The organism is Robinsoniella peoriensis, from assembly GCF_000797495.1.
Taxonomy (GTDB): Bacteria; Bacillota; Clostridia; order Lachnospirales; family Lachnospiraceae; genus Robinsoniella; species Robinsoniella peoriensis.
On sequence record NZ_JTGN01000010.1, the window covers coordinates 134,450 to 153,359 of the forward strand.

Below are 18,910 nucleotides of genomic sequence, written 5' to 3' on the forward strand. Positions count from 1 at the left end.
TAGAATAGAAGCAAGTTATATTTCTGTTACAAGTTTATGGGAAAAATTAAAAAAGTTTGAAGATATATATGGAAAAATGATTAATTTTGTTGAAATATACCTACAATTTTGTTAAACTGATTTTAACTCTGTTCTTTTAAGCAGAGGGTAAGACAATCTTAATTGGAGGGCAAAATGGAGAAAAAAGGACAATGGGCATCTAGCCTGGGTTTTATCCTGGCAACTGCGGGAGCAGCGGTTGGGCTAGGAAATCTGTGGAAGTTCCCGTATTTGATGGGAAAGAACGGTGGATTTCAGTTTTTAATTACGTATTTAATTTTTATAGCGGTATTAGGGCTTCCGGTTATGATTACGGAGATGAGTATTGGAAGAATGACAGGAAAAGGTCCGGTTCAGGCATATGAGAATTTAAATCCCAAATCAAAAATCATTGGTATTATGGGGATTTTATGTGCGTTTATTATATTATCTTACTACAGTGTTATCGGTGGCTGGATCTTAAAATATATTGCAAGTTATGTTACAAGCATGAATGCACCGGCAGATTTCGCAGCTTATATCGCAGAGCCGGCATCACCTGTAATCTGGCATCTGGTATTTATGGCATGTACAGGATTTGTGTGTTACAGAGGAACAAAAGGGATAGAGAAAGCATCGCGGTTTATGATGCCGGCACTGTTAATTTTGCTGGTCATCATTGTTATACGTTCCCTGACACTTCCGGGGGCTAAACAAGGTGTGGATTTCGTTTTTAAATTGAACGGAGGATTTGACCTGAAATCTGTACCGGCTGCGCTGGGACAGGTATTTTACTCACTGAGTTTGTGTATGGGAATCACGATCACTTATGGCAGTTATTTGAACAGAAAAGAAAATATACCGAAAAATGCCCTTATTGTAGCAGGTCTTGACACCTTTGTTGCAATCTTAGCGGGGCTTGCAATCTTTCCGGCAGTATTTGCATTTGGGCTGGAGCCGGCACAGGGACCGAGCCTTACATTCGGAACGCTTCCGAAAGTATTTGAAAGTATGTCCGGCGGCTGGATTTTTGCGTTGCTGTTTTTCGGATTGATGTTTTTTGCAGCATTAACTTCCGCTATAGCACTTCTGGAATGTGTGGTATCTTCCGTATTGGATCACTTTAAGTGCAAAAGGAGAACGGCTGTGTTTTTCGTGGCATTGGGTGTATTTCTGTTAGGAATCCCAAGTGCCTTATCATTCGGGGTACTGGGTGACGTAACCATATTGAATTATTCTGTATTTGATTTTATGGGTATGCTGACGGATAATATTCTGATGCCGATAGGCGGAATTCTCATGTGTATCTTCGTTGGATGGATATGGGGACCAAAGCGCATTTTGCAGCATGTGGAATCAGACGGGATTTCTTTCAAACTGAAAAAGGCATGGCTGATCTGTATTCGATTTATTACACCGATTCTGGTAGTGATTGTTACCGTTATGGGATTCATGGATGTTTACCGGACGATTATGAAATAGCTGATATAAAATCAGTCGGGTTTAGAAACTATAGCTTTACTCCCTTAACTATTTGTGGTATTCTTATCAAAGATAAAGAAGGATGTGTATTTCATTGAGCTTACAAAAGGATTTGAAAAAAACTAAATATTATTTTCGGAATATAAGCAGGTTTAGCAGGTTACTTAGTAACCTGCTTTTTTTGTGCTTTACTGTAGTAATATAACAGAATCCTTTATAAATGTAGTTTATTGCTTTTAAGATATAAACGTCAGTCTTTAAAGGATATTTAGTTAAAATGAATTAACAAAAATCAAGAAACAAGAGAAGAAAAGAATTTTAGAAAGAGGGGATCTTATGTTATCGCAGTTATCAAAAATGAAAAATGTTCTCTATGTATTTTTAGGGAATACGATTTATGCACTTGGAATCACCATATTTATTCTTCCAAATCAAATGATTACGGGAGGCACCACGGGGCTGGCATTATCTTTTCATCATTATTTTCAAATTCCGATATCAGCATTTGTATTTTGTTTTAATGCCGTTATGTTTATTGTGGGAGCCTGTATCCTGGGCAGGCGTTTCGCGCTTACGACGCTGATCAGTACCTTTTACTATCCGATTATTCTGGGTGTGTTTCAGAAAATCCCCATATTAGGGCAGGTCACCAATGACCGGATGTTATCTACCATCTGCGGTGGAATTATGATCGGTTTTGCAATCGGAATTGTGATTCGTGCAGGGGCTTCCACCGGAGGTATGGATATCCCGCCGCTGGTATTGAATAAGAAATTCGGGCTGCCGGTTTCGGCAATGCTCTATGTTTTTGATTTTACGATTCTGATACTGCAGATGCTGTTTTCGGATTCGGAACAGATTGTATATGGAATTCTCCTTGTACTGATCTATTCGGTAGTTCTGGATAAAATCCTTTTTATGGGAACCTCTCAGACCCAGGTGAAAATTATAAGCGAAAAATATGAGGAGATCAACCGGGAGATATTAAAGCGCCTGGATCGGGGAACCACCTTTATTCATGCGCAGACTGGATATATGCAAAATGAACAGCCGATAATTCTGACTGTTATTTCAAACCGGGAACTGGTGAAGCTGAATCAACTGGTTATGGAGGAAGATCCCAAAGCATTTATGGTGATCAGCCATGTAAATGAAGTACGGGGAAGAGGCTTTTCCGCTAAAAAAATTTATAAATAATGAAATCTACCTTGACAGCTGCGTTTAAAGTGCTATAATAGCCTCAATATAAGAAAAGCTATGAAGGAAACAGTAACTGTCAGGAAGCAGTCAGAGAGAGAAACAGATTGGTGGAAGTTTCTCATGTGAAATGTCAGCGAAGACCATTCCCGAGCAGCGGTGCGAAGTCGAGAGAATAAGCATTGCCGTATGCCTGCGTTAAAGGCTTGGATTTGTTAGAATCTGAAAGAGAAAAATTAAGGTGGAACCGTGCATTCTGATTAGTATGCACCCTTAAACGTGTTGGCAGTTATACTGCTGTACGTTTGAGGGTGCTTTTCTTATGTTACTGCAATTTGGCCAAATTGTTATAGGATTTTCAGCAGAAGTTTATTCCCTATCATAAAAAGGTAAAGGAGCATGGAGCAGATGAAAGAAAAAATTGATAAGAGTGTGTTTTATCATACAACGGCACATATTTTAGCACAGGCAGTGAAACGGTTGTTTCCGGAGACAAAACTGGCAATCGGTCCTGCAATTGAAAATGGATTTTATTATGATTTTGACTGTAAGATCCCTTTGACAGGAGAAGACCTGGATAAGATTGAAAAAGAAATGAGAAATATCGCAGAGGAAGGTTATGAGATAGAATCCTTGGAATTATCCAGAGAAGAAGCGATTTCTTTTATGAAGGAAAAGGAGGAACCTTACAAACTGGAACTGATGAATGACATGCCGGCAGAAGAGAAATTTCGTTTTTACCGGCAGGGTGAGTTTTGTGATTTGTGCAAAGGGCCTCATTTAAAGAATACAAAATGTGTTGGTGCAGTGAAGCTGACGGCACTTGCAGGAGCTTATTGGAGAGGCTGTGAGAAAAACAAAATGCTTACCAGAATCTATGGTATTTCTTTTGAAAAACCATCTCAGCTAAAAGCATATCTGCTGCAGATGGAGGAAGCAAAGAAAAGAGACCACAGAAAGCTCGGGAAAGAACTGGGGCTGTTTACCATGATGGATGAAGGACCTGGATTCCCGTTCTTCCTGCCAAAGGGAATGGTGCTTAAAAATCAGTTAATTGAGTATTGGAGAAGAATTCATCAAAGGGAAGGCTATGTAGAAATTTCCACTCCTGTCATGTTGAACCGGAAACTCTGGGAGACATCCGGGCATTGGGATCATTACAAAGAAAATATGTACACGACTTCTATTGATGGAGAAGATTTTGCCATCAAGCCAATGAACTGTCCGGGTGGGATGCTGGTCTACCAGTCAGAGCCGCATTCATACAGGGAGCTGCCCATGCGCATTGGGGAATTGGGCGTAGTACACCGTCATGAAAAATCAGGTTCCCTTCATGGATTGATGCGGGTGCGCAGTTTTACGCAGGATGATGCCCATATTTTTATGACAAAAGAACAGATCACGGAGGAAATAAAAGGTGTTGTCCGATTAATTGATGAAGTGTACCAGAAGTTTGGATTTACGTATCATGTGGAATTATCTACAAAACCGGAAAACAGCATCGGAAGTGATGAGGATTGGAATTTGGCTACAAACGGCCTTAAGAATGCTTTAAATGAACTTGGTATGTCCTACGATGTAAATGAAGGGGATGGAGCTTTTTATGGACCGAAGATCGATTTTCATTTAAGGGATTCCATTGGCAGGACATGGCAGTGCGGAACAATACAGCTTGATTTCCAGCTGCCCCTTCGATTTGGAGCAGAATATATCGGGGCAGACAGAGAAAAGCACCGGCCGATCATGATTCACCGGGTAGTATTTGGCTCTATTGAGCGTTTTATCGGAATCCTGATTGAGCATTATGCAGGAAAATTTCCGGTATGGCTTGCACCGGTTCAGGTCAAGATATTACCGGTATCGGAAAAGTCCAACGCATATGCCATGAAAATCACAGAACAGTTAAAAATAGCAGGTATTCGTTGCGAGATGGACCAAAGAGATGAAAAAGTAGGATATAAAATCAGAGAGGCCCAGTTGGAAAAAGTGCCTTATATGCTGATACTGGGCCGGAAGGAAGAAGAAGAAGGCACAATTTCACTGCGTGGCCGTGACAGCCAGAGCACCGGTCAGATGTCTTTGGATGCATTTATAGAATTCATCCAAAAAGAAATCGCATGTTGATTGCCGGTATCTTTTCTTGTGACAAGTTCTTTTCGGATTTGTCCCGGGGTACATCCGTAGATATCATAAAACATTTTACGGAAAAGTTTATAATTGGTAAATCCATGCATTTCCAGGAGAGTAAGCAGAGGTGTATCCGTGCTGCCGAGGTCCTGATAAATACAGTTGAATCGATATTGATTTAAGTATTCCACAAAGGTGATGCCAATGTGCTTTTTGAAGAAACGGCAAAAATATTCCGGAGTAAATCCCGCATAGGCAGAAATCTCGTTTAAGAGTATTTTTTCACTGTAATGCTCTTTCACATAATCCAGGATTGGTTTCAAACGTTCCAGATTCCGGGTGTCTTTTTCCATTGTTTCAGGATCAATCGGCACCTGGAAATTATGGTAGAGAAGATAAAGCATCTCAAACAGCAGGCTGGTGAATTTCAAATGGGAACCCAGAGGCTTCACATCAAACAGAACCAGCATCTGCTGTATAATTTCTTTGATTTGGCGCAGCTTCGTCTGGATAATTGGATTTACTGCGGGATTATTGATTTCAAATCGAATCGTATCAATATCCGGAATATAGTTTTTGAGCATAGGGTATGGAATCTGGAGAAGGATATAGTCACAGTAACTAAGGCATCTGGTGCTGTGTAAATCCCGTGGATTTACCAGGATAAAGTCATCCTTTTTAAGTATAAAAGTCTGATTCTTAATGATCGTTTCCAGACATCCGTCTTTCATATAAAGTATCTCAATACTTTCATGCCAGTGACCTGGAATGTACATTTTAGAAATCAGAATACGCTCGAAATTCACATGAAGATCTGAAACCAAACGGGTTTGCTCATAGTAATAATTATCCATGGTAAAAATGATGCCTTTCTTTAATAGAAGTAATCGTCGTGTTTGTATTAAGAATAGCATAGGAGAGAAGAGGGGTCAAGAAATACGCACTTCAAATTAAACTGATTTTCTAAGCAGAGTCCCGGAGATTGCAGCAGGATGTACGCTGTTGGCAGTAATATTATATGTTATGCTGAGTATAAATAACAGAGCCAACACAAACCAGATTTTCTATAGTAGTATCCTGATGATATAATTTTGGAATGATGATTTTTTCTCCCTTGAGTTCTGCCAGGTCAACATAAAGTGTTTCGTCCGGCTGAATTTCTTTTTGGATGGTTTCCGCTGACGTTTTCAGTGTCAGATAATAAGAATCGGAAGCGGAGTGATAATATCCGGGTTTGTCTGTAGGAACGATTGAAAATGCTATGGAGTTGTTATTCTCATCCATATTACTTTGCAGTACAGGTCCTTTAGAAATACAGGTCTTCTGGGAATGAACGGCATCAGCAAGTTCCTGGGAGGTATTCCCATCTTTCCTGCCGGGTATAAAGGTGGCAAACTGTCCGCCCATGTCCCATTTTCCATGGAGATCCATGCCACAGGTCATAGCTAACCGGTGTCCGTCCAGAACCAGGGATTCCCACCACAGCAGTCCCCGTTCATTCACTTCGTGCAGCGGTTCCGGATTATTAAAGATTTCAATAAAATCCAGAGAAGAAAAGTCCGTAATTTTCATGTCAAAGCGGCATCCTCTGGCAAATGGGTGTCCATAGGAGAAGGGATGTGCAACCCCCGTCAGAGCCCCTTTTTCTTTGGCAGCCTCAAACAGCAATTCCGGTTTATGAAGATTGATATTCTCCCAGGGGACATATTCGTGAAGGTTCAGGCAGAGAATGTGCCCATAATAGGTGGTATATTCCATTCCGTAAATGCAATCGATGGGATATCCCCGATTTTCTAACAGCCTGCGGATTTTGCCATGTCCGGAAATGGTATTATGATCGGTAATTGCAAAAGCATCGGCTTTGTCCTTTACCATCAGGTCAATCAGTTCTTCACAGGTAATGCTGCTGTCAGATTCCGTGGTATGATTGTGCAGTTCTAAACGTTTGTACATGTTGTGTTCCTCCCTCCTGCAAATACGGATAATTCATAGTGTGTATCGTTTTGTATTACATTAAACACCAGCAGAGTCACTTTTAAAACACCTTCAAAGCAGGGCATGGCAATGCAGCCTTCTGTCGCTGTCAGCGGGGTAAAGTGCATATGGCGAGCGGTAAGCTGGCGGTGTACGCATCCGATAAATGTATCATTTAATGTAGCAAGCGTATGTATTTCCGTTTTCATATCATTTTTGATTACCCTTATAATTTCTTCTTCAGAAGAAGCAGTAATGCCATATTCCTTTTCCACTAGAGATTTCATTTCCTCTTTTAATGCATCCGTGATATCGGTATAGTGTTGTTTGTCAAAGGTAAATTCGATATCCAGTTCATCGTAAGTTTTATCCAGGCAGACCGTATATGAAATCTGTCCAACAAAGCCTTCATTCAGCGTACCCGAAACATGATATAATTCCTTCATAAGTACCTCCGGTTGTGTATTTTGATAAACTATACTACATTTAAATATCAGTTACAAGTGGAAAAAACTATAATTATGAATGGATATAATGTGAAAATAATGTGGAAAATAGAAGATTTTATGATATACTGTTAACTAGTTATTTAAAGTTGAAAGAAAATATCTAAGAGAAAGGATGCCACGCTGCAGATCTTTCAGCTTTTGTAAGGTAGTGGCTGTATTGCAGGCAAACCTGTGATATACAATGGGAATTATTATGATAGTTGGAGTGCCAAAAGAGATTAAAAATAATGAAAATCGAGTTTCAATTACGCCGGCAGGTGCATATACGCTGGTGAATGCGGGACATCAGGTGATCGTGGAGACAAAGGCAGGAGAAGGAAGCGGATTTATGGATGAGGAATACATAAGTGCGGGAGCCGAACTTGCAGCAAATGCCGCAGATGTATTTGCAAAAGCGAATATGATTGTAAAGGTAAAGGAATATGTGGAGTCAGAATATCAATATTTAAGAGAAGACCAGTTGGTATTTACCTATCTGCATATAGCAAATGATGCCTCTCTGGCAGATGCATTACTGGAATCCAAAACCACAGGAATAGCTTATGAAACCATCCGCGGCAAAAACGGAGGACTTCCGCTGCTGGCTCCTATGAGTGAGGTTGCAGGCAGAATGTCCGTACAGGTTGGAGCTTATATGCTACAGAATTATAATGGAGGAAGCGGGGTCCTTCTCGGTGGAGTTCCCGGAGTTATGCCTGGAAAGGTAGTTGTTGTAGGCGGCGGAGTTGTAGGGTTAAATGCTGCGAAAGTGGCCACAGGCATGGGAGCAGATGTCACTGTATTTGATATCAATGCTGAAAGAATGGCATATATTGATGACATCAGCGGAGGCAGAATCCATACCCAGTTTAATAATCCTTATAACTTAAAAGAAGCAGTAAAAGATGCTGATCTGGTAATCGGAGCGGTATTAATACCGGGTGCAAAAGCGCCGAAAGTGGTAACAGAGGATATGGTTAAGGAAATGAAAAAAGGCAGTGTCATTGTAGATGTTGCAATTGATCAGGGCGGCTGTGTGGAAACTTCGACCAAGATTACAACGCATGACAATCCGTGTTTTGAAAAGCATGGTGTAATACATTATTCCGTTGCAAATATGCCGGGTGCGGTCTCCAGAACCTCTACCATTGCCCTTTCAAGCAGTACCCTTCCTTATGTCTTAAAGCTGGCGGATAAAGGTGTGGATGCGTTAAGAGAAGATGCTGATTTTATGGCCGGTCTTAACACGTATAAGGGCAAGGTTACCTTCAAAGGTGTTGCAGATGCTCTTGGCAGAGAATATACAGACCCAAAGGCTGCTTTGCAGGAAGCATAACGGTTAAGTGTGTTCGACATCAAGAGAACGTCTTTTTAAAAAAAGTCAATATTGACCTATAAAGAAGCCAGAATCTCTCTTTTTTTGACTTATAAAATGTAATATAATACGTTCATACAGGCAATATCCAGTAGATAATTTTTAATCAGGAGGATTGATTATGAACGTAAAAGAATTAATAGGTCAGATGACAGTAGAAGAAAAAGCCGGGTTATGTTCCGGTCAGGATTTTTGGCATACAAAGGCGGTAGAGCGTCTGGGAATCCCGGCAATTATGGTAAGCGACGGACCTCACGGACTGCGCAAACAGGATCAGGAAGCAGACCATCTTGGAATCAATGACAGCATCAAGTCAGTTTGTTTTCCTGCTGGCTGTGCATTGGCAGCTTCCTTTGACCGCCAGATGACAACCAGGCTGGGAGAAGCCCTGGGAGAAGAGTGTCAGGCAGAAAACGTTGCAGTAATTTTAGGACCGGCAGTGAACATCAAACGTTCCCCGCTGTGCGGAAGAAATTTTGAATACTACTCAGAAGATCCTTATCTGGCATCTGAAATTGCAGCAAGCCATATCAAAGGAGTCCAGAGCAAAAATGTAGGAACCAGCATCAAGCATTTTCTGGCTAATAACCAGGAACACCGAAGAATGTCCTCCAGCTCTGAGATGGATGAACGTACTGCGAGGGAAATCTATCTGGCTGCATTTGAAGGAGCAGTAAAGCAGTCTAAGCCGTGGACTGTGATGTGTTCTTATAACCGGATTAACGGTACATATGCATGTGAAAATAAAAAATACCTCACGGATATCCTGAGAGATGAATGGGGATTTGACGGCTTCGTAGTCAGTGACTGGGGCGCTGTAAATGACAGAGTTGACAGTCTGAAGGCTGGATTGGAACTGGAAATGCCATCTTCCTTTGGTATTAATGATAAAAAAATTGCAGAGGCAGTAAAAGCAGGTACACTTTCAGAAGAATGCCTGGATGAAGCGGTGGAGAGAGTATTAAATATTGTATATAAATTTGTTGAGAACCGTAACGAAAACGCGGTATTCGATAAAGAAGCAGACCATAAGCTTTCAAAGGAAATAGCAGCAGAATGCATGGTTCTTTTAAAAAATGACCAGATTCTTCCATTGGATGAGAAGGCAAATACCGTATTTATCGGTGCATTTGCCAAAAAACCAAGATATCAGGGTGGAGGAAGTTCTCATATAAATTCATTTAAGGTGGAATCCGCGCTGGATGCAGTAGCAGGAATGGAGCATATAACATATTCACCGGGATTTATCACAGAAAAAGATGTGATAGATGAAGCGCTGATAAAGGAAGCGGTAGAAGCAGCGAAAAAAGCAGAGACAGCAGTTGTATTTGCCGGCTTGCCGGATTCCTTTGAATCCGAAGGATTTGACCGCAAGCACATGAGACTTCCGGACTGCCAGAATGAGCTGATCCGTCAGGTAGCAGCTGTGAATAAAAATACCGTGGTTGTACTTCATAATGGATCTCCGGTAGAAATGCCATGGATTCAGGATGTGAAAGCCGTATTAGAAGCTTACCTGGGTGGCCAGGCAGTAGGCGCTGCAACCGTGGATATTCTGTTCGGAAAAGCAAATCCCTGCGGAAGACTTGCGGAAACATTTCCCATTCGCTTAGAGGATAATCCTTCTTATCTGTACTATCTGGGAGAAGGCGACAAGGTAGAGTACAGAGAGGGTGTATTTGTAGGATACCGCTATTATGATAATAAAAAGATGGATGTTCTCTTCCCATTTGGTCATGGACTGAGTTATACCAGCTTTGTATACAGTAATCTGGTGCTGGATAAGGAGAATATGAAGGATACCGAGACCCTCAGAGTTACGGTAGATGTAACAAATGCAGGAACAATCAAAGGCAAAGAAGTTGTTCAGTTGTATGTGGCTCCGTTAAATGGCAGTATCATCCGTCCGGTACGGGAATTAAAAGGATTTGATAAAATTGAATTAAATCCGGGCGAAACGAAGACAGTCAGCTTTGAACTTGAAAAACGTGCATTTGCTTACTTTGATATGGAAGCAGGAGACTGGAAAGTAGAAAATGCAGACTATGAGATCCAGATTGGAAAATCATCCCGGGATATCGTTGCTGCAGCATCTGTTCATGTGGAAAGCACAAGTAAAAAAACCAGATCATATAATCGCAATACGACCTTTGGTGATTTAATGAAGGATGAAAAAGCGATGGAGATTGCAGGATATCTTCTGAAAGAAGTGGCAGTTTTAGGGGATGCAGCAGATGATGCACTGGGTGAAAGTACGACGGCCATGAATGAAGCGATGATGATGTATATGCCAATCCGCGGAGTAATTACTTTTGCACAGGGTAAAGTAAGTGAAGAAGAACTGGATGCATTGTTAGAGAAAATTAATCAGATCACCGAATAGATCCAATTTGAAAATCATACGTGAACAGAGACACAAGTTTTGATTCATGCATTGTTTAGAAAGCAAATAGCACAAGGCCATTCACATTTATGCTGTGAATGGCCCTGTTTTTTATTCGTAACCCTGAAAAATTTTGGCAATAGGGGAATCTTCCGAGAGAATCACGGTTTTGTCATCTCCGGTCATGGAAGCTTTTAAAGCATCCAGGCTTCTTACATATGAGTAAAAATCTGTTTTCCCTTCATCTGCATAAGCGGCTGACAGAATTTTCATATATTCAGCTTCGCCTTCTGCTATGAGGATTTCCGCCTGCTTTTCAGCTTCGGATATCTTAATGGCAATTTCTTTATCGGTTGTGTTTCTGATAACCTTAGCTTCTGATTTACCTTCTGCTGTATAAGTGGCGGCTATGTTGTTTCGCTCTGAGATCATACGTTCAAATACAGCTTCCTTGTTATCATTGGGCAGATCCAGCTGCTTCGTTTCGAAAACCAGAAGTTCGATACCATACTGTTCCATATTATTACCGATATTTTTCATAACGTTTGTAGAAAGTACACCGTCACGGCTGGTAATTACCTCATCCTGGGTCATACTGCTGATTACATTTTTCGTTGCGTTATAAACGGCAGTGTTAATTCTGTTTTCCGCATTAGTCTGGGAAGAGTTTAAGGTTTGTGCAAATTTTAAAGGATCTACAATTTTCCATAATACATAACTGTCGCTGATCATAGTTTTTTTATCTTTAGTAATTACATCAGACGGTACTAAATCAGAAAGCAGAGTTTCTTTTGGCAAAGTATCTGCAGTCTGGATAAAAGGAATCTTTAAATGGATTCCGGGGTCAGCAATTACACGGCTGACCTTACCGAACTGGCGTACCAGCTTATATTCATTTTGTCTGGAAATCACCACGGAAGAAGCCAGTGTAACCACAACAACTACCGCAGCAAAACAACCTATAACAACTTTTTTCTTCATAATTCATAGTCCTCCTTATTGTGCATCCGTTTGTGGCGTTTCCGGGTTTGTAGTTTCGGCAGTTGGATTTTCGGCGTTATTGGTCTTGTTTTCCTTTGGCGCATCACTCTCTTGGGTATCGTCTTTTTCTGGTTTCTGCCCATTAGCTGCTGATGTATCGTTTTCTGTAAATGGTGCTAAAGGCAGTACCTTCTGGACGCCGTTACCGCTGTCAATTACTATTTTCAATCCCGGAAGTACACTTTCCATTGTTTCGTAGAACATACGCTGTTTTGTTACAACAGGATTTTTCTGATATTCTTCATACATGGCTTTGAATCTGGATGTCTGTGCAGTTGCTTCGTTAATTCTGGTCTGTTTCTGGGCTTGTGCATCTTTGATAATCTGGTCTACTTTTGCATCAGCTTCCGGTGTTTTTTCATTCCGGTATTTGTTGGCATTATTGATTGCGGTTTCTTTTCCCTGCTTTGCAGTTTCCACAGCTTTAAACGCCTGCATCACTTCCTGGGTAGGGGGAGCGGAGTCCTGTATGGTAATATTCACCAGCTGGAGACCGAGGTTCTGTTCTTCAATTTTGGTTATGATCATTTCTTTGATCTTAGCCTGAATTTCGCTTTTCCCGGTAGTTAATACATCATCTACTTTATAGCTTCCGATCACAGTACGGATACAGCTTTGGGAGATACTTTTTAAGATATCCTCCGGACGCTGAGAAGCATATAAATACTGGACCGGTTCTGCAATACGGTATTCCACGAAAAAGTCTACATTTATAAAGTTATAATCAGAAGTTATCATAATGCCTTCGGTATCTACAGTCTGGTTATTTTCAATCGTATAGCCGATCGGAAAACCCTGAATTGTGGTATTTACTTTTTTTACCTGCTGAATTCCAGGAATTTTAAAATGAAGACCAGTCTCAGTGACAGCTTTGGGTTTTCCAAGGGTGGTAAGTACAGCCTGCTCCTGTTCCTGAATCTGATAAAAGGATCCGGATACAATGAAGACGGCTGCCACAGCCGCTGCGACGATAATAACTACTTTTTTTACACCTTTGGCTGTTTTCTTAACGTTTTTCTGGAAATTCTTTTTTGATTCATTAAATATGTTATTGTTCATGTTCGGGTTCCACATACAAATCCTCCTCGTAATTGTCCGGCAGATAAATAACTTCCATGGCAGAAATTTATGTGCCGTTCCCTCTAAGAGTATGCCTTATAAATGATCATTTTTAAGACAAACTCAAGTTACAAAAGAAAAAGGTATTAAAAAAAGACTTTTACCCCAGACTGACTGCTGGAATAAAAGTCTTGCTAATTACTTACATGACGCGGATATCGCTATCGTTCTGACGCCTTCATGTACCATCTGATTAATAATTACGATGGTAGCTACTCCCTTTTCTTTGTTAAAAGATTATCACAAATTGTCGAAAAAAGCAAGTACTTTTTTAAAATTTCAGATTATTATGCCATTTAGCAGGTAGCGCCGCCTACCAGATGTAGTTTGGCATCCAGAATTTCCTGTTTACGTTCTAACAGATCGTTTGCCAAAAGCTGTGATTCTGCATTTTCAAAGCCCAAACGTTCTATTGTTGTGGAGAAACGTTCACCTGTTTTTCCCTGTTCACGGAAAAGGAGGATTGCTTTTTCAATAACATCCAGTGCTTCTTCTTTGGAAGTAAATACTTTATTTAATGCTTTGCCTATAGCAATACGTTTTCCCCATCTGCCTCCGATATAGATTTTAAATCCTGGTACACCTTCTTCAATGGCATCAAAGCGGCATTTTCCGATACAGCGGCCACAGTTATTGCAGGCTTCTTCATCAATTTCCAGGATGCCGTCAACTACTTTGGCAGCACCCACCGGACAGGCTGTTTCTACGGAACATTTTTTACATCCGTTGCAGCAGTCTTCTTCGAAGACAGGAGTCATCTGACCGATGATTCCGATATCGTTCAGATCCGGTTTTACACAGTTATTGGGACATCCCCCAACGGCAATTTTAAATTTGTGCGGCAGTTTTACCGTATTGTAGCCCACATAGAAGCGCTCATGAATTTCTTCGGAGATTGCAAAGGCATCTAACAGGCCGTATTGACAGGTGGTTCCTTTACAGGCTACTACCGGACGTACTTTAGATCCGGTGCCGCCGGTTACTAATCCGGATTTGGAAAGATAGGTACGAAAGTCTTCGATTTTATCAAAGGGAATGCCCTGTACTTCTATGGTAAGTCTGGTGGTCAGGGTTACTATCCCGTTTCCATATAGATTTGCGGCTTCCGAGATACACTGCATTTGCTGCGCTGAAATTTTACCGTTTATCGTAATGATTCTGCCGGAAAAATTATCCGTTCCTTTGTTGCTTAAAAATCCTAAAGCTTTTACTCTTTTTTCTTCTTCTGGGCTGATTGTTAAAGTTGCCATTTCTTTCCTCCTGAGTTATGTAATTATATTTGTTTGTTCTGAGTTACTTCTTTATAGCTGCTGATATCCGGTTATCGCTTATCCTTCTATTTCATTAAATGCTGTTCCGCCTTCTAAGACTCTGGTATTGGTATATCCATAGTATTTCATGCGGTTCTGAAGCATATAGGCGCGTTTTCCTTTGCTGCAGACGAGCAACAGCTTGTCATCTGTATTTAATTCCGGTACAGGACCATTTACGGATGAAAGGTCTATATATCGTGCGCCGTCAATCTGAGGGGTTATGGAAGCATCAATGAGCCGATATCCTTCTGCTTTGCCTTCCTGGTATTCAACCGGTGTGAAAGTTTCAAATTCTCCGCTCAGTTTATTTAGTAATATGTTGACAGTCGAAGAGAATGGATGGATAGCTGTGGAAAATGGAGGCGCATAGGCAAGATCCATATTTTCAACATCCTCTAACGCTGCATGCAGGGAAATGGCGGCAGCTGCAATATCTACCATTTTATCAACTGCACCTTTTCCGGCAGCCTGTAATCCCAGCAGTTTATGCGTTTTTTTATCTGCAATCATTTTTACGATAAAAGCAGAGGCTCCGGGATAGTAGTGAGCTTTGTCGTCGACTACGGAAATAACACTGACGGCATCAAATCCGGCAGCAATGGCAGCAGCCTCACTCAATCCGGTTTTGCCTACATTTAAATCCGGTAGTTTGCAGACCCCTGTACCGAGAACGCCATTGTAGGAGAGATTTTTCCCACCTATATTTTTTGCTGCAATACGGCCTTCAATATTTGCGGAAGACCCCATTGGTGACCAGGCAGGTTCTTTTGTTATGGCATTTATGACGCAGGCACAGTCACCAATGGCATAAATATCCTGGTCATTGGTCTGTAAGTGCTCATTTACTTTTACGGTTCTGTTTGGCATTAGCTCGATACCTGTGTCAGCCAGAAATTCTGTGTTTGCACGGATACCGATAGAGAGAATAACGGCATCTGCTTTCATAGCACGCCTGGAAGTCTGAACCTTTTCCACTGTGTCTGTTCCGAGAATGGCTTCTAAACGTGTTCCGGTAAAGGACATTATGCCGTGATCAGCCAGGTGGTTTTCGATATATGCGGCAAATTCGGTATCGAATCCGGGTAAAATCTGATCCGCCATATCAATGACAGAAACGCGCACACCTTTAGATGCCAGATTTTCTGCAACCTCAAGGCCGATGAAACCTGCCCCTGCAATAACCGCACGTTTGATACCGGATGTTTCCAGCGTTTCCCTTAAAGAAATTGCATCTTCGGGTGTTCTCATATAGAAGACATTTTTTAAATGAATACCATCGATTGGAGGTATAACGGGACTTGCCCCGGAAGCGACAATTAATTTGTCATAAGAATAAACAGTAGATTCTTTGGTCTTCAGGTTTAAAGCGGTTACTGTTTTTTCGGACCGGTCGATATGGGTTACTTCGGTTTCAGTGGATACCATGACACCGGTCTGTTTAGCAAAACTCTCCGGTGTATTCACGATTAGTTCTTCCTTATCCTCAATGATGCTTCCCACATAATAAGGAAGACCGCATCCGGCATAGGAGATCTCAGCACTTTTTGTCAGAATCTGTACCTCATATCCTTGGTTTTCACGTTTCAATTTAGCAGCAGCTTTGGTGCCGGCAGCGACGCCTCCAATGATTAATACTTTCATATGTACAAAACCTCTTTTCCTGTTATATGTATTACTATAACACTTGTTTATTAATAATAAAAATGATATTATCTTATTATAAACATAGGTAAAACCTATAGATAAATTTGGAAGAAGGAATGGATATGACAATCAGGCATCTGAGGATTTTTGTGATGGTAGCAGATTGCGGGACAATGAGTCTGGCAGCGGAAAAAATGTTCCTGTCCCAGCCTACGGTGAGTCAGGCGATACGGGAATTAGAGGAACATTATGGGGGACTGTTGTTTGAACGGTTGTCAAAACATCTTTACATAACGGATCTGGGAGAAAAGCTTTTAGGGCATGCAAGGGATGTCCTTCGTCAGTTTGAATATCTGGAAGAGCAGATGCTGAGCAAAAAGCAGATGAAAATACTGCGAGTAGGAACCTCTATGACAGTAGGCACCTGCCTTTTACCGGACATGGTTCAGCGGTTTAAGCAGATGCAGGAGGACGTGGATATTTTCGCCTGTGTGAATAATACAAAAGTGATAGAACAAAAGCTCATGGATGCGGAACTGGATATAGCGGTGGTTGAAGGACAGGTTAAGAGTCCGGATCTGTTGATTAAACCGATGATTGAAGATGAACTGGTTTTGGTATGTGCAAAAGAACATCCTTTCGCTGGAATGAAAAGGCTCTATTTCTGTCAGCTGGAAGGTCAGAAGTTTGTGATGCGTGAAAAAGGAAGCGGAACAAGGGAGCTTTTTGAAAAAGACCTGGAAAAACACGGGGTTAGTGTAAATGTTGCCTGGGAAGTAGTGGGAACGGAGGCAATTAAGCATGCGATAATTAAGGATAATTGTCTGAGTGTGATCGCTTACAGACTTGTGGAAGAAGAAGTGCGTTCCGGTGAGATGTACATGTTCCGGGAAGATACAAACAGGTGGAAACGCAGTTTTGATTTGGTTTACCATAAGGATAAGTTTATCAATGTGGGGATAAATTCTTTTATTGAATGTCTGAAGTTTTTCGGGAGTAGAGAGGGGTTTGAAGGAATACAGATCGGAAAGCTGTCAGAGGGGTGAATACATAAAATGAGAAGAACAGGATTTCTTTTATTTTTTTTTATATCTGTTATAGTATTGGGATCAGGAGAACTGCCGGTCCAGGCTGCAAAGCGTCCCGGAATTCAAAATGAAATGGTGAACGCGGAAGAATACACTGTTTCCGGTAGTGTAAAGAAATACAGAATGGTTTTATCACCATATATGGATCCGGTTATTACTTTGAATAATTCGGCTATGGAGCAGGTAAAGATTCCCGGAGAAATAGAGGTTTTGCTCTATGAGAAAAATGAAATGGATGGACAGGATTCTGCGCAGCCTGCTTTGCATGCAAGCTTACCGGTTGTGTGGTCCGAGGAAAGTTTTCAAAAAGGCCTGGCAGTGGGGCGGGATTTTATTCTGGAAGGTGAATTTGTATTAACGGATGGCCAGAAGGCAGGCATTGAGAACTGGGAAGAGGTAAAGCCCCAGCTTGCGATCCGCATGACTACAGCTGCAAATGCCAGACGTCTGAAAGTGAAATGGAATCAGAAGAATCTGATTATTAGTTATGATAAACCATGGGGTGCAGGACAGCTTTGGCTTGAGTATTCCAATGACCTGGTAAACTGGACCTCCCGTAACGTTACGGATTCCATGAAGAATGATTATTATGATGTGGGAACATGCATGTTGTATGTGTCTCTGGATCAGGTCTATTATGTGCGGCTTAAAATTATGGATTTTGTCTATGAGGGATATACAGATATCTGGAAGGCGGAGTATGCTACGGGTATATGCAGCAAGTACCAGCCGTCAGAAAGTGTAAACCCACCGGATACCGATGAAACTACCGGTAATAATACCTCGAATGGAAGCGGTTCTGGTACGGAGACGGAAACAGATCCTAAGGAAACAGAACTGGCAGACGGAGGCAGCGGAGGCGACCGGGGCGGCGGGGGAACGAAAGAGCCGGACCGACGCCCCAATACCCCTTCGGGGGGCGGCAGTCTTTCTTCCGGATCAGGGAACAAGCAGAAACCGGATAAAGGAAATAACGGGTCTGGAGATAGCGGGCAAGAAGATAAAAATGAGAGCCAAGGCAAGGCAGATCAGGAAGTATGGAACGGGAGCCAAGGCAAGGCGGATCAGGAAGTATGGAACGGGAGCGAAAGCAAAGCAGATCAGGAAGATTTGAATGGAAATAGCGGCAAAACGGATCAGGGAGTTACTGCTGATCCGGCTGCGCAGCCATTTAGTGGCAGGCAGAAGGGAACCGGCAGCATAGAAACGGATCTTACGCAGGGAGCAGTAAGCACCCCGGAAGATGGAGAAACATTGGAGGAAAAAAGTGAAGATACAGGCATTCAGGGTGAGTCATCCACGGAACTATCCTCAGAAGCGAAAGTGAATGCTGCGGAATTTATAAAGAGCAATAATGAGGATTCTACTTTGGAGCAAACAGACGGAAAATCCCACCGGAAATCAGGTGGAGCTGCGGCCTTTACCGAGCCCAAGCCGGTGAATGAAGCGGGAAAGTCCAATAAAAGAATAGTAGCAGCAGTTTTTTTCCTTTTGGCGGGGAGCGGTATGGTAATTAACCATAAAGTTACAAAACATTAAATTAGTGAGATAGAAAAGGAAATGATTCGTATATAAGATTAATAGAAATAATCCAGAGCATATCGTAATGTACATCGAAATTGGGCAATTGTAAAACACCACGCTCTATCTTGCTCTGGGAG

Annotated in this window: 14 protein-coding genes; 7 read left to right on the forward strand and 7 right to left on the reverse strand. The window is 41.6% G+C overall.

Annotated features, from left to right (window positions below; all coding sequences use genetic code 11):
• Positions 1–174 precede the first annotated feature (174 nt).
• The 3 genes from QR40_RS19885 to thrS all read left to right on the forward strand — a co-directional run bounded on the left by QR40_RS19885 (position 175) and on the right by thrS (position 4,821).
• Positions 175–1,500, forward strand: a complete 1,326-nt coding sequence (locus QR40_RS19885; protein WP_027296657.1) for a sodium-dependent transporter — start codon at positions 175–177, stop codon at positions 1,498–1,500.
• Positions 1,501–1,836: 336 nt separating this feature from the next.
• Complete coding sequence (locus QR40_RS19890) at positions 1,837–2,697, forward strand: YitT family protein (protein ID WP_044296500.1); 861 nt, start codon at positions 1,837–1,839, stop codon at positions 2,695–2,697.
• 408 nt (positions 2,698–3,105) lie between these two features.
• On the forward strand, positions 3,106–4,821 hold the full coding sequence (thrS, locus tag QR40_RS19895) for a threonine--tRNA ligase (RefSeq protein ID WP_242858566.1): 1,716 nt from the start codon (positions 3,106–3,108) through the stop codon (positions 4,819–4,821).
• Here the strand turns inward: thrS and QR40_RS19900 are convergent.
• The 3 genes from QR40_RS19900 to QR40_RS19910 all read right to left on the reverse strand — a co-directional run bounded on the left by QR40_RS19900 (position 4,767) and on the right by QR40_RS19910 (position 7,244).
• On the reverse strand, positions 4,767–5,678 hold the full coding sequence (locus QR40_RS19900; RefSeq protein WP_052430960.1) for an AraC family transcriptional regulator: 912 nt from the start codon (positions 5,676–5,678) through the stop codon (positions 4,767–4,769). The genes thrS and QR40_RS19900 overlap by 55 nt on opposite strands.
• Positions 5,679–5,838: 160 nt before the next feature.
• Positions 5,839–6,777, reverse strand: coding sequence for a CehA/McbA family metallohydrolase (locus QR40_RS19905; protein ID WP_044296502.1), 939 nt, complete (start codon positions 6,775–6,777; stop codon positions 5,839–5,841).
• A complete protein-coding gene (locus QR40_RS19910; protein WP_044296503.1) occupies positions 6,762–7,244 on the reverse strand; it encodes a DUF6669 family protein in 483 nt (160 codons plus the stop codon). The genes QR40_RS19905 and QR40_RS19910 overlap by 16 nt, the downstream gene beginning before the upstream one ends.
• 244 nt (positions 7,245–7,488) lie before the next feature.
• On the opposite strand from QR40_RS19910, the gene ald reads away from it, so the two are divergent.
• Positions 7,489–8,622, forward strand: coding sequence for an alanine dehydrogenase (ald, locus tag QR40_RS19915; RefSeq protein WP_330373822.1), 1,134 nt, complete (start codon positions 7,489–7,491; stop codon positions 8,620–8,622).
• A 160-nt stretch (positions 8,623–8,782) separates the two neighbouring features.
• Complete coding sequence (locus QR40_RS19920) at positions 8,783–11,044, forward strand: glycoside hydrolase family 3 C-terminal domain-containing protein (RefSeq protein ID WP_044296504.1); 2,262 nt, start codon at positions 8,783–8,785, stop codon at positions 11,042–11,044.
• A 111-nt stretch (positions 11,045–11,155) separates the two neighbouring features.
• On the opposite strand, the gene hflC is transcribed toward QR40_RS19920, so the two are convergent.
• The 4 genes from hflC to QR40_RS32330 all read right to left on the reverse strand — a co-directional run bounded on the left by hflC (position 11,156) and on the right by QR40_RS32330 (position 16,158).
• Positions 11,156–12,025 (reverse strand): protease modulator HflC, encoded by an 870-nt coding sequence (gene hflC / locus QR40_RS19925; RefSeq protein WP_044296505.1) that lies wholly within the window; start codon positions 12,023–12,025, stop codon positions 11,156–11,158.
• A 15-nt stretch (positions 12,026–12,040) separates the two neighbouring features.
• Positions 12,041–13,159: an FtsH protease activity modulator HflK gene (hflK, locus tag QR40_RS19930; protein WP_242858567.1), complete on the reverse strand. Its 1,119-nt coding sequence runs from the start codon at positions 13,157–13,159 to the stop codon at positions 12,041–12,043.
• A 341-nt stretch (positions 13,160–13,500) separates the two neighbouring features.
• Positions 13,501–14,454 (reverse strand): 4Fe-4S binding protein, encoded by a 954-nt coding sequence (locus tag QR40_RS32325; protein WP_044296506.1) that lies wholly within the window; start codon positions 14,452–14,454, stop codon positions 13,501–13,503.
• Between the two features lie 78 nt (positions 14,455–14,532).
• Positions 14,533–16,158 (reverse strand): FAD-dependent oxidoreductase, encoded by a 1,626-nt coding sequence (locus tag QR40_RS32330; RefSeq protein WP_044296507.1) that lies wholly within the window; start codon positions 16,156–16,158, stop codon positions 14,533–14,535.
• Positions 16,159–16,283: 125 nt separating this feature from the next.
• Here QR40_RS32330 and QR40_RS19945 point away from each other — a divergent pair, with 125 nt between their 5' ends.
• Positions 16,284–17,207 (forward strand): LysR family transcriptional regulator, encoded by a 924-nt coding sequence (locus QR40_RS19945; RefSeq protein WP_044296508.1) that lies wholly within the window; start codon positions 16,284–16,286, stop codon positions 17,205–17,207.
• A 9-nt stretch (positions 17,208–17,216) separates the two neighbouring features.
• Positions 17,217–18,788 carry a hypothetical protein gene (locus QR40_RS19950; protein ID WP_044296509.1) on the forward strand — a complete coding sequence of 524 codons (1,572 nt, stop codon included), beginning with the start codon at positions 17,217–17,219 and terminating at the stop codon, positions 18,786–18,788.
• The last annotated feature ends 122 nt before the right edge of the window (positions 18,789–18,910 follow it).

Bases quoted from the DNA above. Each gene is read 5' to 3' on its own strand.
- QR40_RS32325 (WP_044296506.1), bottom strand. From the start codon at position 14,454: ATGGCAACTTTAACAATCAGCCCAGAAGAAGAAAAAAGAGTAAAAGCT.
- QR40_RS19945 (WP_044296508.1), top strand. From the start codon at position 16,284: ATGACAATCAGGCATCTGAGGATTTTTGTGATGGTAGCAGATTGCGGG.
- hflK (WP_242858567.1), bottom strand. From the start codon at position 13,159: ATGTGGAACCCGAACATGAACAATAACATATTTAATGAATCAAAAAAG.
- QR40_RS19900 (WP_052430960.1), bottom strand. From the start codon at position 5,678: ATGGATAATTATTACTATGAGCAAACCCGTTTGGTTTCAGATCTTCAT.
- QR40_RS19905 (WP_044296502.1), bottom strand. From the start codon at position 6,777: ATGTACAAACGTTTAGAACTGCACAATCATACCACGGAATCTGACAGC.
- QR40_RS19910 (WP_044296503.1), bottom strand. From the start codon at position 7,244: ATGAAGGAATTATATCATGTTTCGGGTACGCTGAATGAAGGCTTTGTT.
- QR40_RS19885 (WP_027296657.1), top strand. From the start codon at position 175: ATGGAGAAAAAAGGACAATGGGCATCTAGCCTGGGTTTTATCCTGGCA.
- QR40_RS19950 (WP_044296509.1), top strand. From the start codon at position 17,217: ATGAGAAGAACAGGATTTCTTTTATTTTTTTTTATATCTGTTATAGTA.
- QR40_RS19920 (WP_044296504.1), top strand. From the start codon at position 8,783: ATGAACGTAAAAGAATTAATAGGTCAGATGACAGTAGAAGAAAAAGCC.
- thrS (WP_242858566.1), top strand. From the start codon at position 3,106: ATGAAAGAAAAAATTGATAAGAGTGTGTTTTATCATACAACGGCACAT.
- QR40_RS19890 (WP_044296500.1), top strand. From the start codon at position 1,837: ATGTTATCGCAGTTATCAAAAATGAAAAATGTTCTCTATGTATTTTTA.
- QR40_RS32330 (WP_044296507.1), bottom strand. From the start codon at position 16,158: ATGAAAGTATTAATCATTGGAGGCGTCGCTGCCGGCACCAAAGCTGCT.
- ald (WP_330373822.1), top strand. From the start codon at position 7,489: ATGGGAATTATTATGATAGTTGGAGTGCCAAAAGAGATTAAAAATAAT.
- hflC (WP_044296505.1), bottom strand. From the start codon at position 12,025: ATGAAGAAAAAAGTTGTTATAGGTTGTTTTGCTGCGGTAGTTGTTGTG.